The organism is Vibrio sp. DW001 (assembly GCF_029016285.1).
GTDB lineage: Bacteria > Pseudomonadota > Gammaproteobacteria > Enterobacterales > Vibrionaceae > Vibrio.
Genome location: NZ_CP091975.1, coordinates 2,051,814 through 2,076,674 on the forward strand (window position 1 = coordinate 2,051,814; position 24,861 = coordinate 2,076,674).

The window sequence follows — 24,861 nt, forward strand, 5'->3', positions numbered from 1 at the left end:
ATTCTACTATTTCGGTAAGATTACACTGTCGATTACGTGAATCACACCATTACTAGCCGCTACATCGGTAGCGATAACATTCGCGTTATCAACCATTACTTTTGAGCCCATCACTTTGATAGTGACCTTTTGACCTTGTACAGTTTTAGCACTCGTCAATTTTACTACATCTGCGGCCATCACTTTTCCTGGAACAACGTGGTAAGTCAGAATAGCAATTAATTGATCTTTATTTTCTGGCTTCAGAAGGGTTTCTACCGTGCCGGCAGGCAACTTAGCAAAAGCTTCATCTGTAGGAGCAAACACCGTGAACGGTCCGTCACTTTTCAAGGTATCGACTAATCCTGCGGCTTGTACTGCGGCAACAAGCGTATTAAACGAACCATTCTCAACGGCTACGTCTACAATGTCTTTTTTCATCATACCATCGCTATGTTTCATATCCTTGTTACTTGAACAAGCTACAAGAGCGAAACTAATCACGACGAATGTAAATGCTGATATCATTTTCTTAAACATAATCTTATCCCTTTGAAGTAAATGTCATTATTGTTGTGCTTAGATGTCGATAAGTAATACGGCACCATTTCAAAGAAGGATCATTTTTATTTCTATTTTTATTTTCACTCCAAAAAAATAGGTTCAATGTTCAAGGATTATGGGGCTTATTATTAAGGTCTGGTTGGCTATCAATACACGTTAATGACACGCTTTCACTGTCCCCTCTCATACCAAAATTTTGGTGATTACTTGATCGAGCGCTTTTCGACTGCTGACAATTAAGGATTAAGCTTTCTTCATTAAATCTAACCGAAGAACGTCTGACCCAGACTAAACCTACTCGTCTAATATTAATTAAAACTCTAGAGGTTTCTTCCTTTTGAACGATGAAGGGTGGTAATGGTAGTTTTTCAACGGACATTATTTTCCATGAACCATCGGTAAACTCAACGTCTATTGCAGGTTCAATCCATTGTTCCACCAACAAAGTAGCACTAACTGACGCTGTCATGCATAGTGTGATAGACAAGAGAATCATACACTTCACAAAGTTGATCATCGTTCCTAATGCACTTAGGTTAATCTTCATGTTTCGTCTCACCTCTCCACTCCCCCATTCGCCTTTCTAGTCGCTCTATTAGCTGAATGCCTAACCAACCCAGAGCCAAAATAGAGACCCAACTAGCGGGCGCTAGATGAAACACACCATATGCAAAAAACAGAACAACAATTACATAAAAAAGACTTGATAACAGAAGCTTGCTTTTTATACACATCAACACTTTATGTTTATAGGCAAAGCTTCTTACCGCCACCAACAATGTGATATACAGTGTCCACACAATCATATTGATATATTCAGCGTTTGGGTCATCTCGAATATACTCATTTTGATCGACCATCAAGTTATCAAGTGCCATTGCGTGAAAAAAAACACCGGGCATCGCACCGTGTACTGGTGAAATAACATAGTCATGTATCCCTTCTATTTGACCGCCGACCAATACAATACTGCCTTGAACCCAACGTTTGAGTTGTTGCCGCTCTTCATCGATTGGGGAACGGGCTAACGCCATAAGCTCATCAATATAGAGCACCCTTTGAGGTGGACATATTTTTTGCTCCTGTTGATCATCCTTCATCGGTATGATGTTGTTAATAACCTTATTTAGGCTACTCCAAACAACGCCATACCAAGAGGTATCTAATTGTATACACTCATCTTTACGATGGGATAGCAAGACTGGCGCTGCTATTCCACTCCATCGAACACTAATGGGGTGTTTTTCATCCCGTATAGGTGATTCACACTCTCTATTTTTACAATATTCTTGATATAGCACGTTAACAGTGGTCGCCACTTCATGGGTATAAAGTGGATATAACTCTGCTCGTTCTTCCCATCCATTAGGAACCAAAGAAACCGACGGACCTAACGCGTCCCTGACCTCTTTTTCCATGACGGTGTCAGCTTTACCCTGTGCAAAATAGAGAGGAACATTTGTGGCGGAACGTGCGGCATTTAACTTCGCGATTGCTCTGTCAAAACTATCATCCAAGGCACGTTTCTTCATCCACATTACGTCGTAGAATACCGCCATAGGAGATTGCGCCATTATCGCGGTTAGCATGTTAACTTGATCCAAATAAGAAAGCGGCCAGTCGTTGGATTGCCAAATCTCGGGATAGAGGTTTTCTATTGCTTTATCATTGAACAAAACAACCAGAATGTTGGGCTGACTTTTCGCCGAATCGTAGGAATGTGCCATGAGCTTGTAGATGGCTTGCTCACCAGCTCGTTCACTGGCACTGCCAATTCCAAAAGGGTCACTAAAAATAATCCACGCGCCAAGCAGGAACAGCATCGACCACTGAATCATAAAATTATATTTTTGGTAGAACAGGTTCAGTGCAACTTTCCATTGCTGATTTATTTTCATTGCCTAACCTTCATTTGCTCTTACATACCTTTGTTCATTCTCATAAAACTCAATCTGTTCTCATGCGTATTACGTTGATGCTTGCCTTGCCGACCGATTTACCTTTCTTTTTAAATGCACGTGTTTGCGGTGTGTCCCCTAACGATTGAGCAAATAAGTCTTCAACGGATGCGGAGCCACGAGCCTTCACGGAGAACGCGCGCGAGTCAAAGAATTGCGAGCTTTGCATTGGCTCTTGTTGGAGGTGGCTAAGTGAAATTTGGGGCGCTTGGCGATTCGTCGGTATCGCAATGACGACAAATTGCTCCTCTCCCGTTGTCGATTTCGATACGTTCCCTTCAAATTCCGCCGCTTCTCCAGCGAATAACCGTCCACTATAACCGGGTTCCGGGAATACCTGATAGATACCCATACCACTATCGATAAACATCACCGTTAGGTCAATTGGGGCGCGGCCCTGATTAACAAAGCTAACATATAGATCATCGCCATCTGTCGCCTTGACCACTTGCTCTAGACTTTGTGGTTGTTCGTTTAAGAATACTTCAGAAACGATGGGAGAACGCCCAGTTAAACTTGCGGATAGCCGTTTCAAATTTCGTGAACGTACCATTCGAGACAAACCATTATTAAGTACTTCATAGCGATTCAATTCTCCGCCATCTAAAGCCATGGACAGATACGTTTCGCGCTCATCAACTTCACATACCCCAACGTTACTTTGCAACTGACAAGGCAATTTTTCATTCTCTAACGTGAAAAAATAGAGTGTTTCTCGTCCTGCATACAATGAGATATCCGCTGGCTGATCAGTCTCGACCCACTTCACGGTTCTGTCTAATAACTCGCTCTTTTCAATCAACGTTATTGCAGCATCAACCCAGTCTGCATCGGGTAATACCTGCCACTTCACCGTCAGTGGTTTTGGGTAGGCAGGACTTGCCAGTTCTGCATATGAATATCGAGTGTCGATATCACCTTCCACAAGTCGACCTTCACTGGTGGTCATGTCGGCCTGAATGATTTCTAACGTCGCGACTCTATTTTTTGCTGAAATATCACCATAGATATCAACAACAGCGCCAACTTCTAGTCCATTTAGTTGACCGCCCTGAATGAAGTGACGTCCTTTCTTAGTCGTGACAGCGTAAACCGTCGTCACTTTCTCTGTCTTATGAAAAATAGGTTGATCAAGGCTCTGTCCACCTTCGAAAAGTGGTGTGGTTCTGTGCCAAGGCAAGCTGTTGTACGAGGCCAGTATACTTTGCGCTAACTGACGGTAGGATATATTCGGGTTTTGACTAATTATGGATGTCATGACGAAAGTAAACAATCCTTGAGGAGCCTCTCCCTCACCACTAGGTAATAACATTTCGGGCGCTTCTTCGTTACTTTGAGCTGCACCAAAGCTCATTAACGCGCCTGCATTTTCACTGAGTGTGACAGGCATCAAAGAAGAAGGTGCAATAGGATTGTCTGTCTTTGGAGGCGTGTCTAACGAGCCTTTTGATGTCGTATTATTGTCGTTGTTAATACCCAACACTTTTGGCTCGATACTGCGCGACCTAATCTCTTTACCTGTCAGGCTTCGCGTCATTGTACCGGAATGACAGGAGTCAAAAATAATCCAAACATTGGCACCAATATTTCGTAATCGTGTAACCAAAATATCCACTTCATTGTCGCTTAGACTATTCTCAACCGTCCCGATACTTTTAGACCATGCACCTGTATCTCTGGGAAGAAAAATCTCGTCTAAACCATCAACACTATCACTATTTTTTGTCGTACCAGTTAATACCGAAGGTTGTTGACTACCATGACCTGAGAAATGTAGGTAAGCGAAATCACCGGGCGTTAGGTTTGATTCCAATTGCGCAAAAGCCTTAAGGATATTCACTTTTGTTGGCAGCACGGCGGACGGTACTCCATCAGCTAAAAGCTGTATATTCTCTTCAGCCACCCCTTGTTGTAGTAACATACTCTGCACTCTTAGCGCATCATATTTAGGCCCCGAAAGATCCAATCCATCAGGCAAGTTAGGGTATTCAGATACGCCCACGACGATAGCGTGATAGTTGGGAGTATTTACGGTAGACGCGTGGGATAAAAGTGACGATACCAGCATGCAAAACAGAGCAACAAAACGCATTGGTTCTTCCTTGTACACAATGAAATTATTCAATAAATCATATTAGAGAACATAGGCGAACATTCATTTCGCCTATCAATCAAAGTAACACAACTAGACCTCGTAACCTAGATACTCAGATCCAGATACTAGCTAGTGGGCTTTAGTTAGATATTATTGCGTACTCATTATAGACCCGACCGTGATTAGATACTTCAATCACAAAAGGACCATTGAGGATAGGGACCCAGGCGCAATACATTGTGTCGCTGTAATCCGCATCTTCGCAAACCAGATTTCCATACTCATCGAATACGCGCAAATCTAAGTCTGTATCGCCATCACCTACAACCAATAATTCCGCTATCTCGTCACCGTAATAATCAATTACGTACTCGTGCATTCCCTTTGCATCGATTGTGTCATAATGTATTTCTGCTCCCCCCATTTTACCTCGCGTTTTAAGGCCTTCTACTTCTTTTATCATTGCTATATAAGCTTTGTTATCACCAGAAAGGTCTGTTGCCGCTTCTAATAGTGCCTCAGCACTGTTTAGACTGACCGAATCCTTTTCTGACTTTTCGCCTCCTTGGCTTTTCCTTTCAAGTTTTTTTTCTTCAATGGCCGTCATTTTGTAAAGCTTCGCGGCAGAAATTAATAACAATGGATCTTTTTGCGCCATACCAATTTGACCGAGTTGCTTAGCGACAGCAAGATTGGACATCGTCGACTTAGGCTTCGCCTTTACGTCTTCTTTAATGTTTGGTGCTTCAGCCAATGAGAGCGGGGAGAAAATAACGAGTGTGGACAACAATAATACTTTATTTTTCATTTTTAATTCCTTTTAAACAAATATTTACACCACTACGTTGATGATAATATTTGGCTAAAGAGATAACTCGGATCGTCTTAGCCAATAAAATCACTTTCAAAGTGTAGCAAATAAAATTTATATACCTACTAATCAATAACGTTTTTGTTTGCCCTATTTTACTATTAGCCTAATAATAGATTTAGCAAGCGAAAGCAAATACGCAACAATGCGAACACATCGTGCGCAAGGTCACTATTCATGGAGGAAAGTATGCCCCGTCATTCAAAACGGTTTTATCGCTACATTATGGGTGTATTTTTAAGCCTCGTTGCGACCTACTCAATAGCTTCGTCTGATGCAAAATGTTTCGTGTCAGAAGATTTCGCGAACCTGTTGGTCGGAAAAAACAAACTGGCTTTGGTGACACACGAAAACCCATTTTCCGCCCTATCCCAACACGACAGCGTTGACACCATTATTTGGCTTACCACATTTGAAGGCGATCAAGATGCACTAGGGTTGTTTACCATTCAACGACAAGGTAAAAATAGTGACGTCACTGTCATTGCTACTTCCTGCGATTCCCTCAGTACAGATTTAGAATTAGTCACTCGAGCAGTGAGACAAGTAATTAATGACGAGATACCGCTATCGCCTGATGCCCATTTTGTTACAGACATGGGATTTTCTTTTGACCAAATTATCGAGCTACAAAATGCGGCTTATGTTTTGGCTGGTAAATCTCAGCCTGATGAACTTTTCGAAACAATGACAGAATTAGCACAAAACATCGCAGTTGCCCAATATCTGCCTACATCTCGTAGCGTGGATGACAAAGAGTTTTACGTACAAACCGTTTATTACGGTACCACTCGCTCACCAGAAAAAGAAAACGACAAATACTACGGTGCACTCAGAGATATCACACAGCCGCTTCATATGGGAATCGCGAAGGTTTCCATTCCAAAAAACCATAAGAAAGGCCATATTGAGCAACCATTCTTATCAATTAAATGGTTGAAGCAATCCAACGACCACGTGCTGATTCAATCAGTGACCGAAATGAGTGTTGATGATTTTTGGACGTCTCTCCCCGTCGAACAAGGCGTTGGTGAATGGAAGCAGAGCATTATTGTCTATATACACGGTTATAATGTTGCTTTTGGGTCTGCGATAAAGCGTACCGCTCAAATGGCATACGATTTTGATTACTCTGGTGTCCCGGTCTTATTTTCATGGCCGTCAAATGCCTCTCTCCTTGGATACGCTTCCGATCGTGAAGACGCTATCTGGAGCGCGACCTACTTGGCTGATTTCTTAACCACACTCGATAGCCAATTCCCCGATGCCAACATACATATAGTTGCCCATAGCATGGGGAACCAAGTTCTACTCAATGCACTTAACGAACTCGCACTACAGGAGCAAAGTAAGTCACTTCAATTTGGTAGCGTGATTCTTGCCGCCCCAGATGTTGATAGTGAGTGGTTTCAATATCAGTTGGCCCCACGAATAAATCGACTTGCCGCCAACTGGGCTATCTATACATCTGAAAACGATGGAGCCTTGATTGCGTCAGAAAAAGTCAACCAAGTTAGGCGTTTAGGCATGCCTGTTAGTCTCGTTGATAACTTTGATATAGTTGACACAAGCGAACTCAATGCGGCACCTTGGAGTATCCCTGAATCCCATTCTTATTATGCCAATAAACTGCCCGTTATAAAGGACTTGGTAGACCATTTACGAGGTATTCCACCGGCCAAACGGTCCCTGAAAAAAATGACAAAGAAGGAAGGGATTTACTGGCAGATGCTTGAACAAGAAGATTAACGACTTTAGTCAGCGAGAATCCTGACTAAAGAGTAGAGTAAAAAGGAACAACAATGAATCTATGGAACCTCCTGCCTTTTTCGATGATAAAGATCGATTACATACTCAATCTGCCCTACGCAGCATTGCTTGCCTACATCTATGTTTTGTATGCGATATGGGTACACCGCAATTACCGTATCAAACTGATGCTCTTTCTTGCACTTACGATCATCGCTAGCGGTACCATGGTGCTAACTATGGGACCCAACATCGGTCATATAATTCCACCACTGTTGCTCATATTAGTCATGTTATCCCCTGTTTTCGAGCTGGTAAAATCTCTGATTTACACAGACAAAAAGGGAACAAGAATTTGGCTAAAAATTGTTATAGCAGGTTGGTTGCATAGCCTCAGTTGGGTAGTATGGTTGGCAGCGATGGCAAGAAGTTAACTCTACGTCTATAGCATCAGAGGCACTTGTCGATGACTTACCCTAAGTTTGCCATCTAGCCTTACCAATCACTTTTACAAATTATTAGTAAACAAACTTTGCATAGCACGGCTTACCGGTAATTTCGCCGTGCCAATTGTCACCATCATCTTTCCCTTAAAATCCTTCTTCACTTTCTCGATGGCTGACACATTCACAACCGTTGAACGATGAATTTGCCAAAACATATCTGGGTCGAGCTGCGACATTAACTCTTTAAGTGACGTGCGCAAAAGGTATTCAATACAGGTACCTTCTTCGTTTTTATAAAGCGACACATATTTATCTTCTGCTTTGAAATAGAGCACTTCCGAGATAGATATCAAGTGAATATCATCACCTTTGCTGGCTTTAATCCATGTTAAGTAACTCGGTTGATTTTTAGAGGTGAGAGTCTGTATTTGACTCATTAAAGTCGTCAGTTCCACCGAAACAGGTGGTTTTTGCTCTGTTAATCGAGCCTTTACTTTTCGAATACATTGGTCCAAGCGAACATCGGACAACGGTTTAAGCAAGTAATCCACCGCATTCGCTTCGAAGGCTTGTACAGCGAATTCGTCGTACGCCGTGACGAAAACAATATACGGTGCACGTTCATCTTTTGTGATCCTAGTAGCGACCGACATACCATCTAACACTGGCATTTTGATATCCAGAAAGACAATATCAGGTTTGTGCTGTTCAATTAGTTCAAGCGCTTGTTGCCCATTTTCCGCTAGCGCTTTTATCTCTAGCTCTGGCCAAAGATCAGCAAGAGCCTTATCCAGATGAAACCTTAACAGTGGTTCATCATCAGCGATAATGGCCGTAAAATTAGACGCTTTCATCTGTTGCCTCCCGTAGCATATGCAACGCAGATAAGGCTATTTTTAGCCTAACTTGTACACCGCCAGATATTGATTCCGAAATGGTTAGTGTCGCCTTTCCGGCGAACAATGCTTGTAAACGCTGGCGAATATTGTCTAACCCTACTCCGTGACCTATATGGGTCGAAGATCCCGTCAGACCGACTCCGTTATCGATAACTTCTATGAGGATATCGTGTTCAACTTGGCTTACTTTTATCTCAATTTTTCCACCATTCTTAAGCGGTTCTATACCGTGTTGAATGGCATTCTCGACCAAAGGTTGTAACAGGAAAGGTGGGAGATGGACTTCGTTATCCATGTAATTTGAAATCGTGTAATTCAGCCTTTCACCCAAGCGAATTTTTTGTATTGCAAGATACGCATCGATGTAAGAGAGATCTCTTTGTAACGTCGTAAATGGTTCTCGACTGCTTTTCAAGGTTTCTCTCAGTAATTCTGTTAAACGTTCCAACATAAGACGCGCACTCGCCGGATCATGTTCGATAAGCGTGTTTATATTGGCGAGAGTATTGAATAAAAAATGTGGTTCTATCTGACTTTGAAGCTGTTTTAACTGGCTTAAAATCAATGCCTTTTCGTGTTCCGATTGTTTGCGCTTAGCTACTTCCAATTCCTTTTGCGCTGCCAATTTTTGCTCTTGGCTGTGAAAATAAAAGAAACAGGCCGTTGTGAAAATAAATCCAAGAAAAATAATGGGTTTCAATTGCGCAGCGTCATTAAGATCCGCATATTGATTCATCCAGAAATAGGCATTAGCCGTACCGAACAACATCGATAGCCCGAGAGAGAAGAGGCTAACATTTCGTGAAGAGAGCTGAGGTTGATAACGGCCAAGTAAGTGGGCCGTAAACACAGCGCTGTAACCGAAGCCAAAACTGATAATGAAATGATCCAGTATCGAGTTCCCCCAAATGGCCTGTGTCGCAAAAGCAATGATGATGCAAAAAAAAGTCGTTAAGACGATGCTGTTTATCCAACCATTTGCATCACTTTTACTCTTAGCCATTAAAATTTTCCTTTAAGATTTAATAGAATCATATGCTTATCTGATAAATTTGCATACAACGAACGGCTTTTTCCGGTTAATAATCTGGCGGCCAACTCAACATCAAAAGCCGCATATCCAGAATCATAGGCATGATAATTTACCCATTGCGTCGCAATTAGGCCACCATCTTCAGGTGAGTAGAGCAGATCAAAGGTTGGCTCAACATTGTCGAGCCACAAACTATCGCGACTCCAATTCCAATGGCTCCAGCTACTTGAATCTAACGCCCAATGAAACATTACGTTATGCTTCATTAAATTCGGCAGGTTCAATCCACTGGCATAGGAACGAGCAATAGACTGTGTTGATCTGTCTTGGTCGAGCGCTTCTACCCTTTCGAATGCCTGAGACCATTCATCTTTTCCCCAACTTCGGTCATCATACCAATATTCTAGTATTATATTGTGGCCTTGGCTGCTCGCCCAGTTGACCCCCATCAGCACTTGAAAACTATCGTCAGAATGAGTCAACGCTACCGGAGACCGTTCCTCACTCTGTTCGATACTGAGGTGCTCCCTTTGAAATACAGCAGAACTATGAAATTCCCATGCTTGATCTAAAACCGTTACCAACGAACCTGCTAGCAACCCTTTTCGAACATCATCATAATAAGCGATCACTTGCCATTCATTACTGTTTTGCAGAGCATAACGCCTTACACCAATCCCTTGTTGTTGTGATTGCTCTTCTATTGGATACCCCTGTTGTTGAGTCCAAGACGAATCGGTATATACAACGCTCCACTCTCCTAGCGCATCAAAATAGGAGACGAGCGCCGTGCCAGCGCCCTCTTCTACTTGAATTCCAATAGGGTTACGCCGATAAGGCTTAAAGATATCTAACGGACGAAAGCCATAACCGACTCCCCAATCAAGTCTCAGTTTACCTAGGGTCACATCCACAGGGATAAATCTGTTGTCTAACTCGCCCTGCCAAAAAAGCTCCTGAATGATAATATCTCCATCAAAAGATTGGCTCTCATCACTGCTCCACATTCTCTGACCGTTCGCAGCAAAAAGGCCGGTCCAACGACCCCAATCAATCTGAACGTCGATCAAACCATCAACACGTTGACTCTGCGCCTTTGTCGGCTCACCAAACAATAATGAGTCTTGGTACTTAGTCGTCGTTGTACTGAGTATCCAATCCCACTGAAAAGTAGGTTCCTCTGCTCGCAATAGATGCGAGTAGAGGCTGAGAATAGCAGCAATAACTAGGCCTTTATTCATGCTATAAATCCAGCTTTGAATTACGGGTCAAATACGCAGGGTTGTAATACTTATCTTCCAAAGTCATCGGCATAATGCTTTGATATTCGATGATGGTTTTTTTAGCGGGTTGAATTTTGTCAACCAAGGTCATCGCCACTACCTGCAACCTGCCTTCTCTGTCTCCTTGAGTAAAAAAAGCTTGTTTTGCGAGCTTGCCTGAACGGAGATAAAGATCGGCTTTAATCGGGAAACCATTACGTACATCTAGCCATAAATTAATATGTTGATAACTTGCCCCTTTTGTCGTCGCTGTTAGGTTCAATTTGTGGCTATCAATGCTTTGATTTTCTTGGGTAACGACACTCTCTGTACCAACCATTGTTGCTTGATAGTCATCGCTCCAAGTCAAGGTCGAGATATCACCTATTGATGCCTCCCCCAATAATTTTTGCATTGGCGTAATTCGAATAGGGCGGCGGCTTTTGGGCATAACTAGCCAATAATTGTCGCCTAACATCAGCATTTTTTGCCCCGCTTCTACAGCCGATTTGAATACCACCAAAGATTCACGATTCGGCCTTGTATAGACATGATACTCTCGCGTTTTATCGATTCGATTATGTTCGAAAAGGGTCACTTTAGAAACCACCTTCGATGAGGACGAATCTAATCGGTATTCATCGGCTTTTTTAACCATATCAGCGACGTCGTTCGCCACACTTTGACCCACGAAAACGCCATTAAGAACAAAAAGTAACATGGCCATCTTCAGGTTTATTTGACAGTACTTAGACATAGATTAGTGCCTCCGTAATTGGTTTCTTCACACCGTTTCGTGCGGATAACCACGCGGCTGTGACGCAGATGATAAGAACGCCAATCCCACTATAGGTAAAGAGTTCAAAAGAGAAGTAGATATTCAAAGGGTACCCTTCGGTACTGCCCGGTGGTGGTGGCATTTGGATATCTGAAAAGGTGAGAAATAAACTTGTCAGTGCGGTAGCGATGCCTCCTAAAAGCGAGCCGATCACTGCAAGCATAATAGATTCTCGAACAAAGCCAGATACAATCTCTCTTGGATAAGTGCCTAACGCAGATAAGGTACCAATTTCGCGGGTTCTTTCTGTTACTGACATTGTCATAGTATTAAATATCGCAACAAAAACAACCAAGCCCATAACTGCGCCCATGATGCCGAAAATACGGTCATAAAGGTTTTTAACCTTCACGTAGAAAAACGCTCGCTCTTGCCAAGGCGTTACTTCTACAGGTTGATCGAGAACCATACTACTCAATGTGTGTTCGACCCAATCCTTTGCAATTAAGGTCTGTGCTGTTTCGAACAGGAACACTGATAACGTGCTCACTTTTTCACTATCAAGTAACTGCTGAGCCGATTGAATATGTAGATAAAGCTGACGTTTGTCCAGTTCAGGTACTCCTGTGGAATAGATACCATGTACTTTAAAATCAATCGCGTTAAGTGCACCTTCACTCGTACTTGCTAATAAGGTAACCCAGTCTCCTGTCGTTACTTTCAGGTTCTTAGCCAAATCGACTGCCAACATTATTTCGGGTTCTGATGCGTCGTATCGACTAGAAAGAATGTTAGACAAGGTTTTGCCTTTCCTAACATCTAAAAATGGGCCTTTCATATCAAATTCTCTATCATTGACACCCGTACCAACAAAAATAGTTGACTTGTTACCATTCGAGATCAAGCCAGTAAACTCTATTCTTGGTTGTATTCCTCGAACTGAGTCATTCGACAAAAGGCTTTTGATAATATCGTCGCTGTCAGTCAGTCCATTGGCTAATGGCACCTCTTCATCTCGTTCAAAAAAATCAGGTTGGCTGAGTGTGAGGTGCCCGGTATCACGCGCGGTAGACTCCTGCAATGATTGGTATGTATACAACCCAAAGCCACCTGCGGAAGTGAGCGCGAATACCGCTATACTAACAATGAGAACCGAGAGTAAACTGCGACGGCTATTCCGAGTTAGATTTAGAAATGCGATACGCAACGGCTGTGAAATTAACTGACCCATTTCATCTCCTCTTTAGCAATTCTTCCATCTTGTAAGTTAATTATCCTGTCGCAGTGACGAGCCATTCGCTCGTCATGCGTGGCAACAATAAAAGTGGTTCCCATTTCGTGACCCAATGATTTCATTTGGTCGATAACAACTGAAGCGGTGTGGCTGTCTAAACTGGCTGTCGGTTCATCTGCAATCACCATTTCTGGTTGATGAACAAGTGCGCGTGCAATCGCAACCCGCTGTTGCTGACCACCGGACAGATTATCTGGTCGATGATGTGAGAACGCGCCTAACCCTACTTTATCTAGTATTTCTTCCGCTCTTCTCTTTTGCTCTTTTAGCGAATAACCATTCAACATCAATGGATAAGCGACATTTTCCCACGCACTCATTACTGGTACCAGATTGAACTTTTGAAAAACAAACCCTAATCGAGAACGTCTTATTTTTGCCGCATGGATCGGATGTTTGGGATAAGCGATGCCATCAAGCACTATCGATCCGGAGTAATCCACATCCAATAAACCTAGAATATTAAGTAGGGTACTTTTCCCAGAGCCAGATGGACCACACAGCGCCAGCATCTCCCCTTTAGAAATCACACCACTGACCTTATCTAGAGCAACCACTTTCTGGTGGCCTAACGAATACTGTTTACTAACCTGATTAAAGTTCAACATAACGCTTCCCTTATCCCGCTTGCTCAGCTTTGGTTAGGTTAACATTCGTAAGCGAAACCTTTATTTCCGAAAAAGCAGCTTGTGCTTGTAGAGTCATAGGATTATTGCTGTCGCGTTGGTTCATCTCTTCCAACCAACGTTCCGCTTGTGATGTATCTTCCGCTCTTATAGCGGCTTTTACTGCGTAGAAGTAGATCCATGAGGTGGTCGCAAATGGTTGAGCGGTAAAGCGCTCTTCAGCCAGCAGATCCAAATAAAGGTCATAACCTCGTTCGAAATGATTGAACATATCAGGAAGCAAAGTAAAGGTAGATGCCGCGACAGCACGACTCAAAATTGATTCGGGTAGACCTTGTCGGATCGGTTGTTTCTCGAAGGAAGTCGTATCATTAGCTAACAGGTCTAACCCTTTAGCGATAGTGGCTAAACCCTGCTCTGTGTGTTTCATCTTGTTCCAAGGCATAAATGCGTCACGGCCCATCAGTGTTTGCGTACTGCCTAGATAAACCAAACTAAGTGCGTCCGCGCCATTACGCTTTAAATCACTTTGCAGCTGCTCGTATACAACTTCGACTTTAGCTTCGTCTCCTTGAGCCGCCTGATTATATTGAGCAATGAGTTCTTCACTCGGTACAGCAAAAACCTGACTACTAAACAGAAGCCCAACAACGATTGAGTTTCTTGCGATAATCGATTTCATGTGTTTGTCCTTTCCATATGGTTAATATGGAAAGGTTAACCTTAGGAGTGGAAACGTGTTGGTGTTTGCGATAAATGGGTTATATAGGGAGGGAATGGTAAATAGTCGGTGCAAACGGCAGAAAATTAGACACAGTATAGAAAGTGGTATAATGCGTTACTTACTTTGATAGCGAGCGACAAGAACCTGTTTCTCTTTGTAACTCTGAATCAATTCATCCTTAGACTTGTCGCTGTTTTGATAGAAGAAACCGCCTTGTTGCAACAGATCATCATAATCCTCTTCAAGGCAGTGTAGGACATATTCAACACGCATGGCGGTTGTCGATGTACAGCTTTTTCCATGTAAGTCATCTTCTATATCCAGAACATGTGAACGGAAAGATTCTAATCTAAATAACTTGCTTAGCTCTTCCGTATTTATGAGTGCTTCGCGCCATTTATTCACAATTCGTTCGAAGTGATTAATCACAACGCTATCCGCGTTCTGTTCGACTAACCAACGAATCTTACTTTCAAATGCCTTAACACCCAACTGTTTTACAATCCTGTAGTTATCTAGCTGTCTTGACTTGGATACGTTATTGGTTAGTAGCCAACCAAAATAGAATCGCGTTTCAAAACGTTCGACTATATGAAATATAGGGTCACTCAAACCGTTACTATTAAACTCAGTACAAGGACTCATTGGGTACATGTATCCGAAATCAAAAAGCGTTAATTTACCCGTATTATCCACCAGCATATTACCGCTGCATAAGTCCCATTCCATAAAGCCGACTTTCTCACATGCGATCAAGGTGCTAAAAAGCTGCTCGATGAGCGACGGGGTTACATCCGTAATTTGTTCACCTTCTATCCAAGGAGACAAAATTATCCCCAACTGATAATTGGCATAAACGGTGTCCACAATGCATTCCAACTCGTTCCTTATCTGCTCATCTTGTTTCAAACGGTAAAAATCTTGTCGCCTTTGGACCTCGTTAAGAAAGGAGTATTGACCGTCTATATTACTCACGCCCGACTTAGGGCGCCTCTTTTTAAGGGTATAATCTTTGCCTTCTATGCTAAGACGATACACCTCCGCAGTCAGTCCTGATTGAAAGGTTTGAATGACATAGTTTGACGCCTCGTTGGTTGCCGCAAGAACAACCGGATCCATTGGGCACAGATCAGCGGTACCAACTTCAATGTTCATACCACTCTTTTCAAAGACCACTTGATTCTTTTGTCTATGATTCATTCTTTATTCCTATCGAACTGATAACGTTCACGTTGCATATTTGTTGCGTCGCCTACTGTTTTCTTTTTAACGCAATTTCTTTGCTTCATCCAATATCAATTCGCATATTGACGGCATTCATCACGCTTGGTAGGCGTAAATTCTTACACTTTTATCGTAGCGAAATTCAATACGTCACAGTTCAATGGCGTACAAACCACCAGAATCGGGTTGAGCTTTGAGCTCTTGTTCTGATAATCCTTGGCGGGAAGAGGTGATATAAAGTGTATTCCGTCCCTTTCCTCCGATTGCCGTGCACGTCGGATTTTTAGCCGGAACTTCAATGATTCTGTCTATTTCACCTGTAATAGGATGGATACGAATGACGGCATTTCCAGACCACACGGCGTTCCAGAGAAAGCCTTCATCATCGACCGTGGAACCGTCTGGCAATGAAAAACGACCCTCTCCTTTATAGAGGATGCGTGGTTCAGATAACTGGGTGCAATCGGGTGAGTAATCATAGGCAAGGATTGTTTTGGTTGGTGTGTCGGTAAAGTACATCGTTTTGCCATCAGGCGAAAAGCAAATACTGTTGGCACAAGTGACACCTTCAATTAGTGTGTGAACTGTAAGATCCTTATCAATTTTGATTACTGAGGTCTTGTAAGAATCATCATCTGATTCATTGGCTCCGCCCACAACAAAGTTACCTTGACGATCAGACTTACCGTCATTTAATCGACTAGACGGATTCTCAGGCTCGAAATCAAACTGTTTCTCTACCTTGTTAGCACTAAGATCCAATATGGCAACATAGGAATCAAACCCGGCAAGAATGGTATTGTCATTCCTCATCGTAAATGCACACAAGCGATCCGGCATTGGGTAAGATTTAGCGCAGTGAGTTGTCGGACAATATGTCCACAAAAAACGGCCTTCAATATCCGTCCAAAGGACCTGTTGTCGGTTTTTACACCAAATGACACTCTCACCATGAGCATTTTTACAGTCGACGACTAACTTAGCGGTATTCATATCTATCTCAATCTCTATTCAATCTGATTAACGATTCATTTATACCGACTATGTGCTGACGTTTCTAGTCTATGTTTGTTTCCATACAATATTCGTTAATAAAGTAATGGGGTTAACATAAATACACTTGTTCTCAGTAGACGCTTTTAAAGTCACTAAGATTAGGCGAAGATACAGAACCCACCCGCCTTTACTCATTAGTTTGTACATACCTGAGGTCGGAAACCATTGGTATTTAGTGAACCATTTGTGTTTAGTGAAAAATCGGTGTTTGGTGAATATAGGTAAAGTGCCTTCAAGGAGACAAAAGCGATGGAATGTCGGTCAAAATCATCTTTCTTATCAATGAATCAGAAAGCTTATCTCATTCTACTACTCTGTTCGACCGTCTTTTCTGGTTATGCCAACGCCAATTATGCCCAAATGCCATTGACCAGCAATAGCGCAGGCTATATATGGGCAGAATACTCATTACTGGGGCTCGATATTGACCTGCCACCCCAGTGCCAAAACCTAGTTCAGTTAGGTCAGCACTACCCGATGATGGCGATCTCTAATCAAGCGCTTAAACAGTGCGAAAATAGCCTTGTAAAACGACATTCCCAAGTTGAGTTTTATGAGTCAACACCGAAATACCAATGGCAAAGTTATCTTCAACTAAGTTGGTTATTAACCCATGTTGCGGAACATACTCAGAGGAATATGAGCCCCTCTAGTGAACGTAACCCCTATATTGATTTGGATAACGCTACGGCTTGGGCGAACAAAGCACTCAATCAAGTGAACAAGCTTTCTGAAAAAGAAGGCGTGATGGCTAAAAGCACCATCAATACGCTCATATATTGGCAAAACGCACTGTTTAGTCGCCTAAACCCAGAAAATCCACAACTTGAGTTAGATGTGGCGACATTTAGATCATTAATACCCCAAGATATCGAAACTCGAATCGCCGCTTTTGACGAAGATAAACGTGTCTTGTTTGATCAATCTGTCAGGATGTTAGAGCTAAATATCTGGTTTCGCCTTAGTATTACCAAGAGTCAGGTTCTGCAATTAAGCTACGACGAGTTACTAATAAAAAGAGACAATGAAGCGCTTATTGTTCGGTTCCTCGCTTATCTAGCGAGTTTAAGAGAAGAAAACGACATTGCGAACATTTATCAATTGTACAATATCGAACTCAGCACCAACCAATATCAGCAACATGACGACGCCCTAGAATGGAGAGTGGACAAGCAACCTGCTGCTTCCCACCTAGATTCAGGCCTCACACTTTCGGTTAAATTGCGTTCAGCAGGCGTACATGGCAACACGTTAAATGAACACACTTTTCATCACCTCCAAAAACAACTGACGTCTTTTGAATCTGACGAAATCCCGCCGTTCTTTCGCTTTAGTGCCCTTCACCTGCAAGCCTCTTTGCTAGACATGATGGGTGATGTGAGAGCAGCAGAACGCTATTTCAATAAAGCCCAGACAGAAGCGATACAAATAGCAAACAGAAAAAACTCGCACGTTCCGGCAGAAATGGCATTTATTTACCGATTTTTTATCGAAAAAGCGCACAATCTATACCAATTAGAAAAGATCAGTGAAGCAGCAGAAACTCTTTCTCTGTTTCCACTGAATGACTTTAGGCAAGACGACCTGCTTTTTGTCAGCGCCGTTCTCATCGCCGATGGTCAAGCGGCTAAAGCCGAAAAGCTGCTCAACGAGGCACTGATTGATGCAGACAAGGATACCTACCAAGACAGCTATAGACACAATCTGACTATCGCACTATTTAAACAAGGCAAGTTACAATTATCCCTTGATCAACTCATCCGACTCGAAACTGCGGCTAAAAAGTCCAACAATTTTCATTTGCCAACGTATCAACTCAGCATCGCTCTGCTGCAATCCGCACTAGGCCAACGAGATGAAGCAAAAAATCGAATAATGCAACTATTGGCTAAAGGTGATATCAGCCAATCCTTGTTGTTAAGTAACCTAGAGGCACTCTATATCACGCCTGATTCTGAGCCGATGCGGCTTAACCAGTTTTATCCGGCACTGGTAAGCCGAGTCTATATGGTCAGAGAGGGTTATCATCAGGGAATGGTCATCAGTTCCACTTCTACGCTGAAGAACGCTTCTGCAGCGCAACTTGTGGTCTATAGCGATTCCGATAATGGTCAAACGGGTTTCGTTCATGCTTCTCAACTCTCATTGGCACAAAACAGTGACCTTGCGGTAACAAGCGTTGCGGGTGGTTCAGTCTGGCTATTTCAACCCTCAAGCGGACGCGCCATTAGGAAAATCAGGCTGTCCAATGGAAACGTGTTAAAGCTTCAACTCTCTGCTGATGGGGCAACACTCTTCGCTCTGATCAAAGAACAAAACAGCTTTCGCTCCTATCTACAGAGGTGGGATTTGCAGCATGATCAGATGACATGGAGCTCGGGGGAAGAGGTTGGTGAAGTCGCCGACTTCGATTGGCTAGAAACACAAAACAGATTATTGGTTCTAGAGCAAGCTTCCATTGATATTTATGACACAGCCAACTTTAATAGAATCGATAGGTTTGAGCACAGCAAGCTTATCTCCGGTGTTGAGCATCTTGCTAGGCCATTTATAGGCAAATTCACCACCAATAATAAAATCGTTATTGGCTTTGAATCAGAATTGGTCAGTTGGGATCTCAATAGTGGAGCTAAACAAGTAACAGCGCTTCCTTCAACACCCCAATATATCGCACGTACTGATAGCAATCATATGTTGCAAGTAAATATAGAGAAAAGCAGCTGGGATGCCCCAGAGATAATTCTCTACTTTGATAGCGAAACCCTTACCGAAATAACCGATAACGGTACATATCAAGGTCAATTTACAGCAAAAAACAGCGCAACAAACGAGTGGGTGAAAATCACCAAAGCCGAATCCGGTTATTCAATTTATCGCCGTTCCAATAATCAACTCATCAATGAATTGCGAGCAAGAAACCGCAGAGTGTTGCAATCCACACTTTTCGAAGACCAGAAACTGATGGCTCTCAGAACATCGGAAGGTATTCAACTCTGGTCCTTAGAGACAGGGCGTCAGTTACCCACTGGAGAACACCTTAACCATACGTATTCCATAATGGAGAAACTGGATAATACCCATCTTCTTCTGGTCTCAGACTTCGCTGATAACCTAACCGTGCTTGACCTTAAAAACCTAGCACTGGATAGCATTGAGCTAAGCCAGAATCAAAAACCAACGGACCTAATTAAGGTCGGCGCAACATGGTGGTTGTTATCAGACAATGGTTATGTTGGAAGTCAAAAACGACTTGCCCTCGCCCAGCTAACATGGACAGGTAACAACCTTCACTATCAAGAGATTGCCAGCGACCTAGAATATCAGTCGCTAAACCTACTAACAGGTTATCAAAGCAGTACTGGATTTGGTATCTGGTTAATGGCTGAAATAGACAACGACCAATTCCAATTACTCAATATTACCAGCGATACAATTAGCGCATCAATTGAGGATAACCTTGAATTATTACCGCTAACCAAATCGCCTGACTTTGGTAATTCAAACATCAGTGTAGACAACGTGATCGAGGTTATCGCTGACGAACAAAAGCTCTCACTTTTAACGGAGAATGGCTGGTTACGCATAGACTTGACCAATGGCGTGGTATCGAAAGAACAGGAACTGTTAGGCCGCGTTGCGGCTTTGTTAATGCCCCCCCATTCCGACGAGCAATATCGAGTTGTACGCGCCGCCTCACGCAGTTTTATCGTTAATGAGCGAAGCAGTAATGGGCCCTTTGTTGTGCTTAATGACTCTATTACCGATATGCGTTACAGCGACAATGGTGAATATTTGACCGCAATAACCTCAGAGCAAAATTTACTGTTTTTAGACCCTGATACATTTGAACCAATCGTAAGCTTGATGTTAATGGAAAAGAACGGTTGGTTAGTCACCGACCAAGAAGGGAGATACGATAGCTCGGCTCCTGGCGATATTCCTAACGCTTCATGGATAGTAAAAAGCAAACCGCTATCACCCTTGCCTCTTGAAAATTTCATGCAGGCGTATTATGAACCAGCCCTGCTTGTTAGAGCGTTGAATTTTGAAGCGTTTCCAGAGACAATCGATCTACAAAGCATTGATACACGTCAACCTGTATTGGATTTTGAAAGGCTTGTGAGCAACAACAACGGGACCGTCACGATCAATCTTGCTATTGATTCAGATGATGAAGGGATAGATTCTGTCCAACTATTTAGAAACAACCAGTTAGTGGGGCGAGTTAAAAACATCGATCATCCGGGGCGACAAATCGTGACCTTCAGCGAAATACAGCTGCCATCGTCAAACAACTCGTTCCCTAATAAAGAACCCATAGAATTCAGTGCCTATGCATTTAACAGGCAAGGCATTCGAACACCCGTCTTAGTTATTCCTTACCAAGCCGTTCACAATATCGAGCGAGAAAAACGTGCCTATGTCATTACGGTTGGTGTAAACCAGTATAACAACGCCTCGTGGGATCTCACTTACGCTGCCAACGACGCATTGGAAATGCAACAGCGTCTCTCGTCCTCATCATTAATGGAACAAGGTTATAACGTCATCCCTATCCCACTCACCTCTGATCACGAGTTCAAGAACGCAACAAAAGAGACGATAACCAAGGTAATGCGAAGACTCGCCGGAGAGGACATCCCATTGCCGAGTATTAATGATTGGGAAAACATCATTAAAGCAACACCCGACGATCTGATCTTATTTAGTTTTTCTGGGCATGGCCTATTGGCCGCTGGAGAGTTTTATTTCTTTACCAGCGATATAGCCAAAGGCGATAGTCGAGAGATCAGCCCAGCACTTCTTCAAAGTGCTCTATCAAGTACCGAGTTCACTCGTCTTTTAGAATCTGTTGATGTTGGAACCATGGTGATGATTGTCGATGCTTGTCAATCTGCAGGTGCGCTCGATTCAAAAGGTTTCAAACCGGGACCGATGGGAAGCCGAGGATTAGGCCAGCTTGCGTGGGATAAGAAAATGTTTTATTTGAGTGCCAGCCAAGCCGAGCAGTTTGCATTAGAGAGTGACCAGCTTAACCACGGATACCTGAGCTACAGCTTGGCAAAAGAAGGTTTAGCTTCTGGCCAAGCAGACTACTTTCCAGAAAACAACGAAATCTCTGTCCGTGAATGGTTAAGCTATGGCGTTAAACGGGTGCCAGAGTTGGTCAATGAGTTACGTTCTGGTGAATTTAGCTCTTTGCAAAGTAATACTAGAGGTCTTGGTGCTGCCCCAACCGACACAAATGCTCAATCGGCGTTAGGTAAGATTCAACAACCAGTACTATTTGACTTTGCGGGCCAGCGCGATATTGCATTGCAACAATTGAACGACTAAAAGATCAGTGGGTAATATTCCATTCTTTCGGTGGTACCCAACCATCGATCCAGTCGAGTAACTCTTCTTGTGGCATAGGTCTAGCTATGCCATACCCTTGTACCACATGATAGCCCATTTCTTTAAGCCTGCGCCCATGCTCCAATGTTTCTACACCTTCGGCTACGGCCGTCATGTCAAATGCCCGACACAGACCTAAGATACCTTCTAGAATGCTCATATCTGTCGGGCTATTTAGCATATTAATCACAAAGCTCCTGTCGACTTTGAGGGTATTAACAGGCAATTGTTGAAGGTAGGTCAATGACGAGTATCCAGTACCAAAGTCGTCCAAAGAAAAGCTAATACCTAATTCATTGCATGCTCGAATCGTATTAGCCACTTCAGTGAGGTTTTCCAATGCATTGGTTTCTACTATCTCCATCTCTATTAATGATGGAGGCAACCCTGGAAACTGAAATAACTTATTTTGGACGAGCTGAGCTATGTTTCGTTGTCTAAAGTAAGCGTGGCTAACATTTATACTCACCGGAATATTTGATCCATTTTTATGCCAAGTATTTACCTGAGTTAATACATTATCTATAACCCAATCATCCAGCTTCTTAATTAAATTGTATCGCTCAAGATCCGGTAAAAAATGAGCAGGACTTAATAAACCCTCTTTAGGATGATTCCAACGAATAAGTGCCTCTACGCCCACCAGACATCCGGTCGTCAGGCTAACTTTAGGTTGATAATATAATACAAGTTCTTGTGAAGAGAAGGCCGTAAGTAACTCTTTAAATCTATCTGAACTCTGTTGGTGGGAAGCATAGCCATTAAAGTTATGAATATGGTTCACGCCATAGCTCTTCGCCACATATAACGCTTGTTCTGCTTGCCTCATTAGATGCTCGGGCTCTAATGGGATGTCTTGTGGGTAACTTGTCAGCCCAGCGCCAGCCGTTACCACCACTTGTTTACCATTAATCTCAAACGGCTCAGATATGCAATCTAAAACAAGTTCGACTTCTTCTTTCCCGTTGCTGTTCGATTCAAACAACAAGTAAAATTCATCACCACCAAGCCTTGCGATAACACAGCCTTTACGAAGGACCTCTTTTACTCTATTTATCACGTTCTTAATGACTATATCGCCAAACTCATGGCCATAAAGCTTATTCACGTTCTTAAAATCATCGATATCGAAAAAAGCGACATACAGAAAGCTGTTGTTTTCTTCACTTTTGCAAATCGCTTGAACCAGACGATCCATAAATACCAACCGATTTGGTACACCCGTTAAGGAATCGTAAAAGATGGCCTGTTCAAGTAATCGTTCATGGCGCTTCTGTGCGGTAACGTCTAACGACACACCGCAAAGCGCATAGATATCGGCGTTATTGTTAATGAGGGGAATCTTGGTCGTTTTAACATCCTGTTGCGATTGCCAATCTTCGCGCCAAAAACTTTCATCTTTAGAATATCGATGCTTGTATTTAAATACCTGCTGGTCAACTTCTACTATTTTTTCTGCCATCTCTTGATCATAAAGATCAAAATCACTCTTACCTATCATCTGTTGTAAAGACAAGCCGAATTGCTCTCTTGTCAGCTTATTTGCAAACAGATATTTTCCGGCCGCATCTTTTAAATAAATATATGCATCAATACTATCTAAAATGAGATTGAGTTTTTTTTCGCTCGCCTCCAAATTCTTGCTATTTTGATAGCGAATAAAAATATGCACAATTAACAACATAACCACAACCAAGAGCGATATCATTATGTGAGTATTATAAAGTTCAAACGTATTCGGTTTCTCGAAACGAATCTCCGCATCAGTCGGAAGCTGGGAGTTAGATACGTCGTACTTTATGAGTTGTTGATCATCAAAAATAGGGATATTAGGGCTACTTTCAACAACAGAAACCGTAGCAATGTCGATTCCATCCAAGTACATAGAAATAAGCTTACCGGCTTCATAACCTTGACGCCTATGGCTTATCACTACGCCGCCAAATACACCGTTCCCCATTCCATGTTCATAGGGATGAAATATAGGCGCTTTGGTATTCTCGACAATATAGTTAAGCGAATCATAAAACGGAAGGCTTGATGCGTTTTTGTCCCTATAGGCAGAAAGGAGGAGAATTGTGCTCGAGGCCGAATCAATTTGATGAAGCTTAACTTTAAACTCTACCCAACTCAGATCTGCCAAATCAAGTAAGTGCCAGTGTATTGATGGGTAGTCTCGAAAGAATCGCAACAACTTTGTTGTATCCGTTTTTCCTGATGTCGTCCCATCACTCACCACAAAAATATCTTTTCTTTCCGGAAACGCAGACAGTATGATGTCGATAGTCGCGTCTAACGTCACGGCTTCTATTACACCGGTAACAAGAGGGTTATCGTTCTGAGCTTTGGCCAATTCGATATTATTAACACCGAGAAAAGTAATGGGTATCGACGAGAATAATTCATCTTGATATTTTAGGGCAAAAATTAACGCATTATCGTCTGCGGTAACAATAAAGTCATATTCCATCTTATTAGAGAGTTTATATTTTAAGGTGGTGTAAAAATTATTAACGGTATTTTCATCATACAGCGATTTGCTGTCCATATATTCGATATCAATATCAACTCTAATACCAGATTCATCCAGACCCGACCTCAGCCCTTGAAAGACCTTCTCCGTCGTTTGAAAAGTTGGATGATAAGAATAAATAAGCAATAAACGTTTTGTCGCTTGAGCCTCAGCTTGAGTAGTAGCATAAGTCAACGAAGAAAAGAACAACACCACAAGGGCTAACAATATTAGGCCGATATTTGCAAATGAAGAAAATTTAGTCCAATAGGACTTCTTCATAGTATTCATACGGACTCGTTATCAAGTTCAAGGACGATTACTATAGCATATCAATGAGTAACAAAATGCCATCAAAATCACACCAGCCATTCATATAATAAATGAATGGTGG

18 protein-coding genes are annotated in these 24,861 nt (G+C 42.5%); 3 read left to right on the forward strand and 15 right to left on the reverse strand.

Translation table 11 applies throughout. From position 1 onward, the window contains the following. Positions 1-6: 6 nt before the first annotated feature. From L3V77_RS09430 to L3V77_RS09450, 5 genes are all read right to left on the reverse strand, one after another. Entirely contained in the window at positions 7-519 is a 513-nt protein-coding gene (locus tag L3V77_RS09430) for a fasciclin domain-containing protein (protein WP_195703395.1), read from the reverse strand. Positions 520-649: 130 nt separating this feature from the next. Next, a complete protein-coding gene (locus L3V77_RS09435) occupies positions 650-1,090 on the reverse strand; it encodes a hypothetical protein (protein WP_275133911.1) in 441 nt (146 codons plus the stop codon). After that, positions 1,080-2,441, reverse strand: a complete 1,362-nt coding sequence (locus L3V77_RS09440) for a CHASE2 domain-containing protein (RefSeq protein WP_275133912.1) — start codon at positions 2,439-2,441, stop codon at positions 1,080-1,082. The genes L3V77_RS09435 and L3V77_RS09440 overlap by 11 nt, the downstream gene beginning before the upstream one ends. A 49-nt stretch (positions 2,442-2,490) precedes the next feature. After that, positions 2,491-4,593, reverse strand: a complete 2,103-nt coding sequence (locus tag L3V77_RS09445) for a caspase family protein (RefSeq protein ID WP_275133913.1) — start codon at positions 4,591-4,593, stop codon at positions 2,491-2,493. Between the two features lie 142 nt (positions 4,594-4,735). Next, positions 4,736-5,404 (reverse strand): hypothetical protein, encoded by a 669-nt coding sequence (locus L3V77_RS09450; protein ID WP_275133914.1) that lies wholly within the window; start codon positions 5,402-5,404, stop codon positions 4,736-4,738. A 252-nt stretch (positions 5,405-5,656) separates the two neighbouring features. Here L3V77_RS09450 and L3V77_RS09455 point away from each other — a divergent pair, with 252 nt between their 5' ends. Then, positions 5,657-7,216 (forward strand): alpha/beta hydrolase, encoded by a 1,560-nt coding sequence (locus L3V77_RS09455; RefSeq protein WP_275133915.1) that lies wholly within the window; start codon positions 5,657-5,659, stop codon positions 7,214-7,216. Between the two features lie 53 nt (positions 7,217-7,269). After that, positions 7,270-7,650 (forward strand): hypothetical protein, encoded by a 381-nt coding sequence (locus tag L3V77_RS09460; RefSeq protein WP_275133916.1) that lies wholly within the window; start codon positions 7,270-7,272, stop codon positions 7,648-7,650. A 74-nt stretch (positions 7,651-7,724) separates the two neighbouring features. Here L3V77_RS09460 and L3V77_RS09465 read toward each other — a convergent pair whose 3' ends face one another. From L3V77_RS09465 to L3V77_RS09505, 9 genes are all read right to left on the reverse strand, one after another. After that, on the reverse strand, positions 7,725-8,516 hold the full coding sequence (locus tag L3V77_RS09465) for a LytTR family DNA-binding domain-containing protein (protein ID WP_275133917.1): 792 nt from the start codon (positions 8,514-8,516) through the stop codon (positions 7,725-7,727). After that, positions 8,503-9,564: a histidine kinase gene (locus L3V77_RS09470; RefSeq protein ID WP_275133918.1), complete on the reverse strand. Its 1,062-nt coding sequence runs from the start codon at positions 9,562-9,564 to the stop codon at positions 8,503-8,505. Before L3V77_RS09470 ends, L3V77_RS09465 begins: the two co-directional genes overlap by 14 nt. Continuing rightward, on the reverse strand, positions 9,564-10,835 hold the full coding sequence (locus L3V77_RS09475; protein WP_275133919.1) for a hypothetical protein: 1,272 nt from the start codon (positions 10,833-10,835) through the stop codon (positions 9,564-9,566). The genes L3V77_RS09470 and L3V77_RS09475 overlap by 1 nt, the downstream gene beginning before the upstream one ends. A gap of 1 nt (position 10,836) precedes the next feature. Then, a complete protein-coding gene (locus tag L3V77_RS09480) occupies positions 10,837-11,583 on the reverse strand; it encodes an outer membrane lipoprotein-sorting protein (RefSeq protein WP_275136740.1) in 747 nt (248 codons plus the stop codon). 22 nt (positions 11,584-11,605) lie between these two features. Then, entirely contained in the window at positions 11,606-12,865 is a 1,260-nt protein-coding gene (locus tag L3V77_RS09485) for an ABC transporter permease (RefSeq protein WP_275133920.1), read from the reverse strand. Beyond that, the gene (locus L3V77_RS09490; protein ID WP_275133921.1) at positions 12,853-13,536 is read right to left on the reverse strand and encodes an ABC transporter ATP-binding protein; all 684 of its coding nucleotides are present in this window, start codon (positions 13,534-13,536) and stop codon (positions 12,853-12,855) included. The genes L3V77_RS09485 and L3V77_RS09490 overlap by 13 nt, the downstream gene beginning before the upstream one ends. Positions 13,537-13,546: 10 nt before the next feature. Next, complete coding sequence (locus tag L3V77_RS09495) at positions 13,547-14,236, reverse strand: hypothetical protein (RefSeq protein ID WP_275133922.1); 690 nt, start codon at positions 14,234-14,236, stop codon at positions 13,547-13,549. 156 nt (positions 14,237-14,392) lie between these two features. Continuing rightward, the gene (locus tag L3V77_RS09500) at positions 14,393-15,478 is read right to left on the reverse strand and encodes a phosphotransferase (protein ID WP_275133923.1); all 1,086 of its coding nucleotides are present in this window, start codon (positions 15,476-15,478) and stop codon (positions 14,393-14,395) included. Between the two features lie 174 nt (positions 15,479-15,652). Beyond that, entirely contained in the window at positions 15,653-16,495 is an 843-nt protein-coding gene (locus L3V77_RS09505) for an SMP-30/gluconolactonase/LRE family protein (protein WP_275133924.1), read from the reverse strand. Positions 16,496-16,807: 312 nt separating this feature from the next. Between L3V77_RS09505 and L3V77_RS09510 the strand changes: the two genes are divergently transcribed. Beyond that, the gene (locus tag L3V77_RS09510) at positions 16,808-21,895 is read left to right on the forward strand and encodes a caspase family protein (protein ID WP_275133925.1); all 5,088 of its coding nucleotides are present in this window, start codon (positions 16,808-16,810) and stop codon (positions 21,893-21,895) included. A 4-nt stretch (positions 21,896-21,899) separates the two neighbouring features. On the opposite strand, the gene L3V77_RS09515 is transcribed toward L3V77_RS09510, so the two are convergent. Then, on the reverse strand, positions 21,900-24,758 hold the full coding sequence (locus L3V77_RS09515; RefSeq protein ID WP_275133926.1) for an ABC transporter substrate binding protein: 2,859 nt from the start codon (positions 24,756-24,758) through the stop codon (positions 21,900-21,902). Positions 24,759-24,861: the final 103 nt, after the last annotated feature.

What these genes read in the sequence shown, in the direction of transcription:
- L3V77_RS09430 (WP_195703395.1), bottom strand. Translation starts at nt 519, where the DNA reads ATGTTTAAGAAAATGATATCAGCATTTACATTCGTCGTGATTAGTTTC.
- L3V77_RS09435 (WP_275133911.1), bottom strand. Translation starts at nt 1,090, where the DNA reads ATGAAGATTAACCTAAGTGCATTAGGAACGATGATCAACTTTGTGAAG.
- L3V77_RS09440 (WP_275133912.1), bottom strand. Translation starts at nt 2,441, where the DNA reads ATGAAAATAAATCAGCAATGGAAAGTTGCACTGAACCTGTTCTACCAA.
- L3V77_RS09445 (WP_275133913.1), bottom strand. Translation starts at nt 4,593, where the DNA reads ATGCGTTTTGTTGCTCTGTTTTGCATGCTGGTATCGTCACTTTTATCC.
- L3V77_RS09450 (WP_275133914.1), bottom strand. Translation starts at nt 5,404, where the DNA reads ATGAAAAATAAAGTATTATTGTTGTCCACACTCGTTATTTTCTCCCCG.
- L3V77_RS09455 (WP_275133915.1), top strand. Translation starts at nt 5,657, where the DNA reads ATGCCCCGTCATTCAAAACGGTTTTATCGCTACATTATGGGTGTATTT.
- L3V77_RS09460 (WP_275133916.1), top strand. Translation starts at nt 7,270, where the DNA reads ATGAATCTATGGAACCTCCTGCCTTTTTCGATGATAAAGATCGATTAC.
- L3V77_RS09465 (WP_275133917.1), bottom strand. Translation starts at nt 8,516, where the DNA reads ATGAAAGCGTCTAATTTTACGGCCATTATCGCTGATGATGAACCACTG.
- L3V77_RS09470 (WP_275133918.1), bottom strand. Translation starts at nt 9,564, where the DNA reads ATGGCTAAGAGTAAAAGTGATGCAAATGGTTGGATAAACAGCATCGTC.
- L3V77_RS09475 (WP_275133919.1), bottom strand. Translation starts at nt 10,835, where the DNA reads ATGAATAAAGGCCTAGTTATTGCTGCTATTCTCAGCCTCTACTCGCAT.
- L3V77_RS09480 (WP_275136740.1), bottom strand. Translation starts at nt 11,583, where the DNA reads ATGGCCATGTTACTTTTTGTTCTTAATGGCGTTTTCGTGGGTCAAAGT.
- L3V77_RS09485 (WP_275133920.1), bottom strand. Translation starts at nt 12,865, where the DNA reads ATGGGTCAGTTAATTTCACAGCCGTTGCGTATCGCATTTCTAAATCTA.
- L3V77_RS09490 (WP_275133921.1), bottom strand. Translation starts at nt 13,536, where the DNA reads ATGTTGAACTTTAATCAGGTTAGTAAACAGTATTCGTTAGGCCACCAG.
- L3V77_RS09495 (WP_275133922.1), bottom strand. Translation starts at nt 14,236, where the DNA reads ATGAAATCGATTATCGCAAGAAACTCAATCGTTGTTGGGCTTCTGTTT.
- L3V77_RS09500 (WP_275133923.1), bottom strand. Translation starts at nt 15,478, where the DNA reads ATGAATCATAGACAAAAGAATCAAGTGGTCTTTGAAAAGAGTGGTATG.
- L3V77_RS09505 (WP_275133924.1), bottom strand. Translation starts at nt 16,495, where the DNA reads ATGAATACCGCTAAGTTAGTCGTCGACTGTAAAAATGCTCATGGTGAG.
- L3V77_RS09510 (WP_275133925.1), top strand. Translation starts at nt 16,808, where the DNA reads ATGGAATGTCGGTCAAAATCATCTTTCTTATCAATGAATCAGAAAGCT.
- L3V77_RS09515 (WP_275133926.1), bottom strand. Translation starts at nt 24,758, where the DNA reads ATGAATACTATGAAGAAGTCCTATTGGACTAAATTTTCTTCATTTGCA.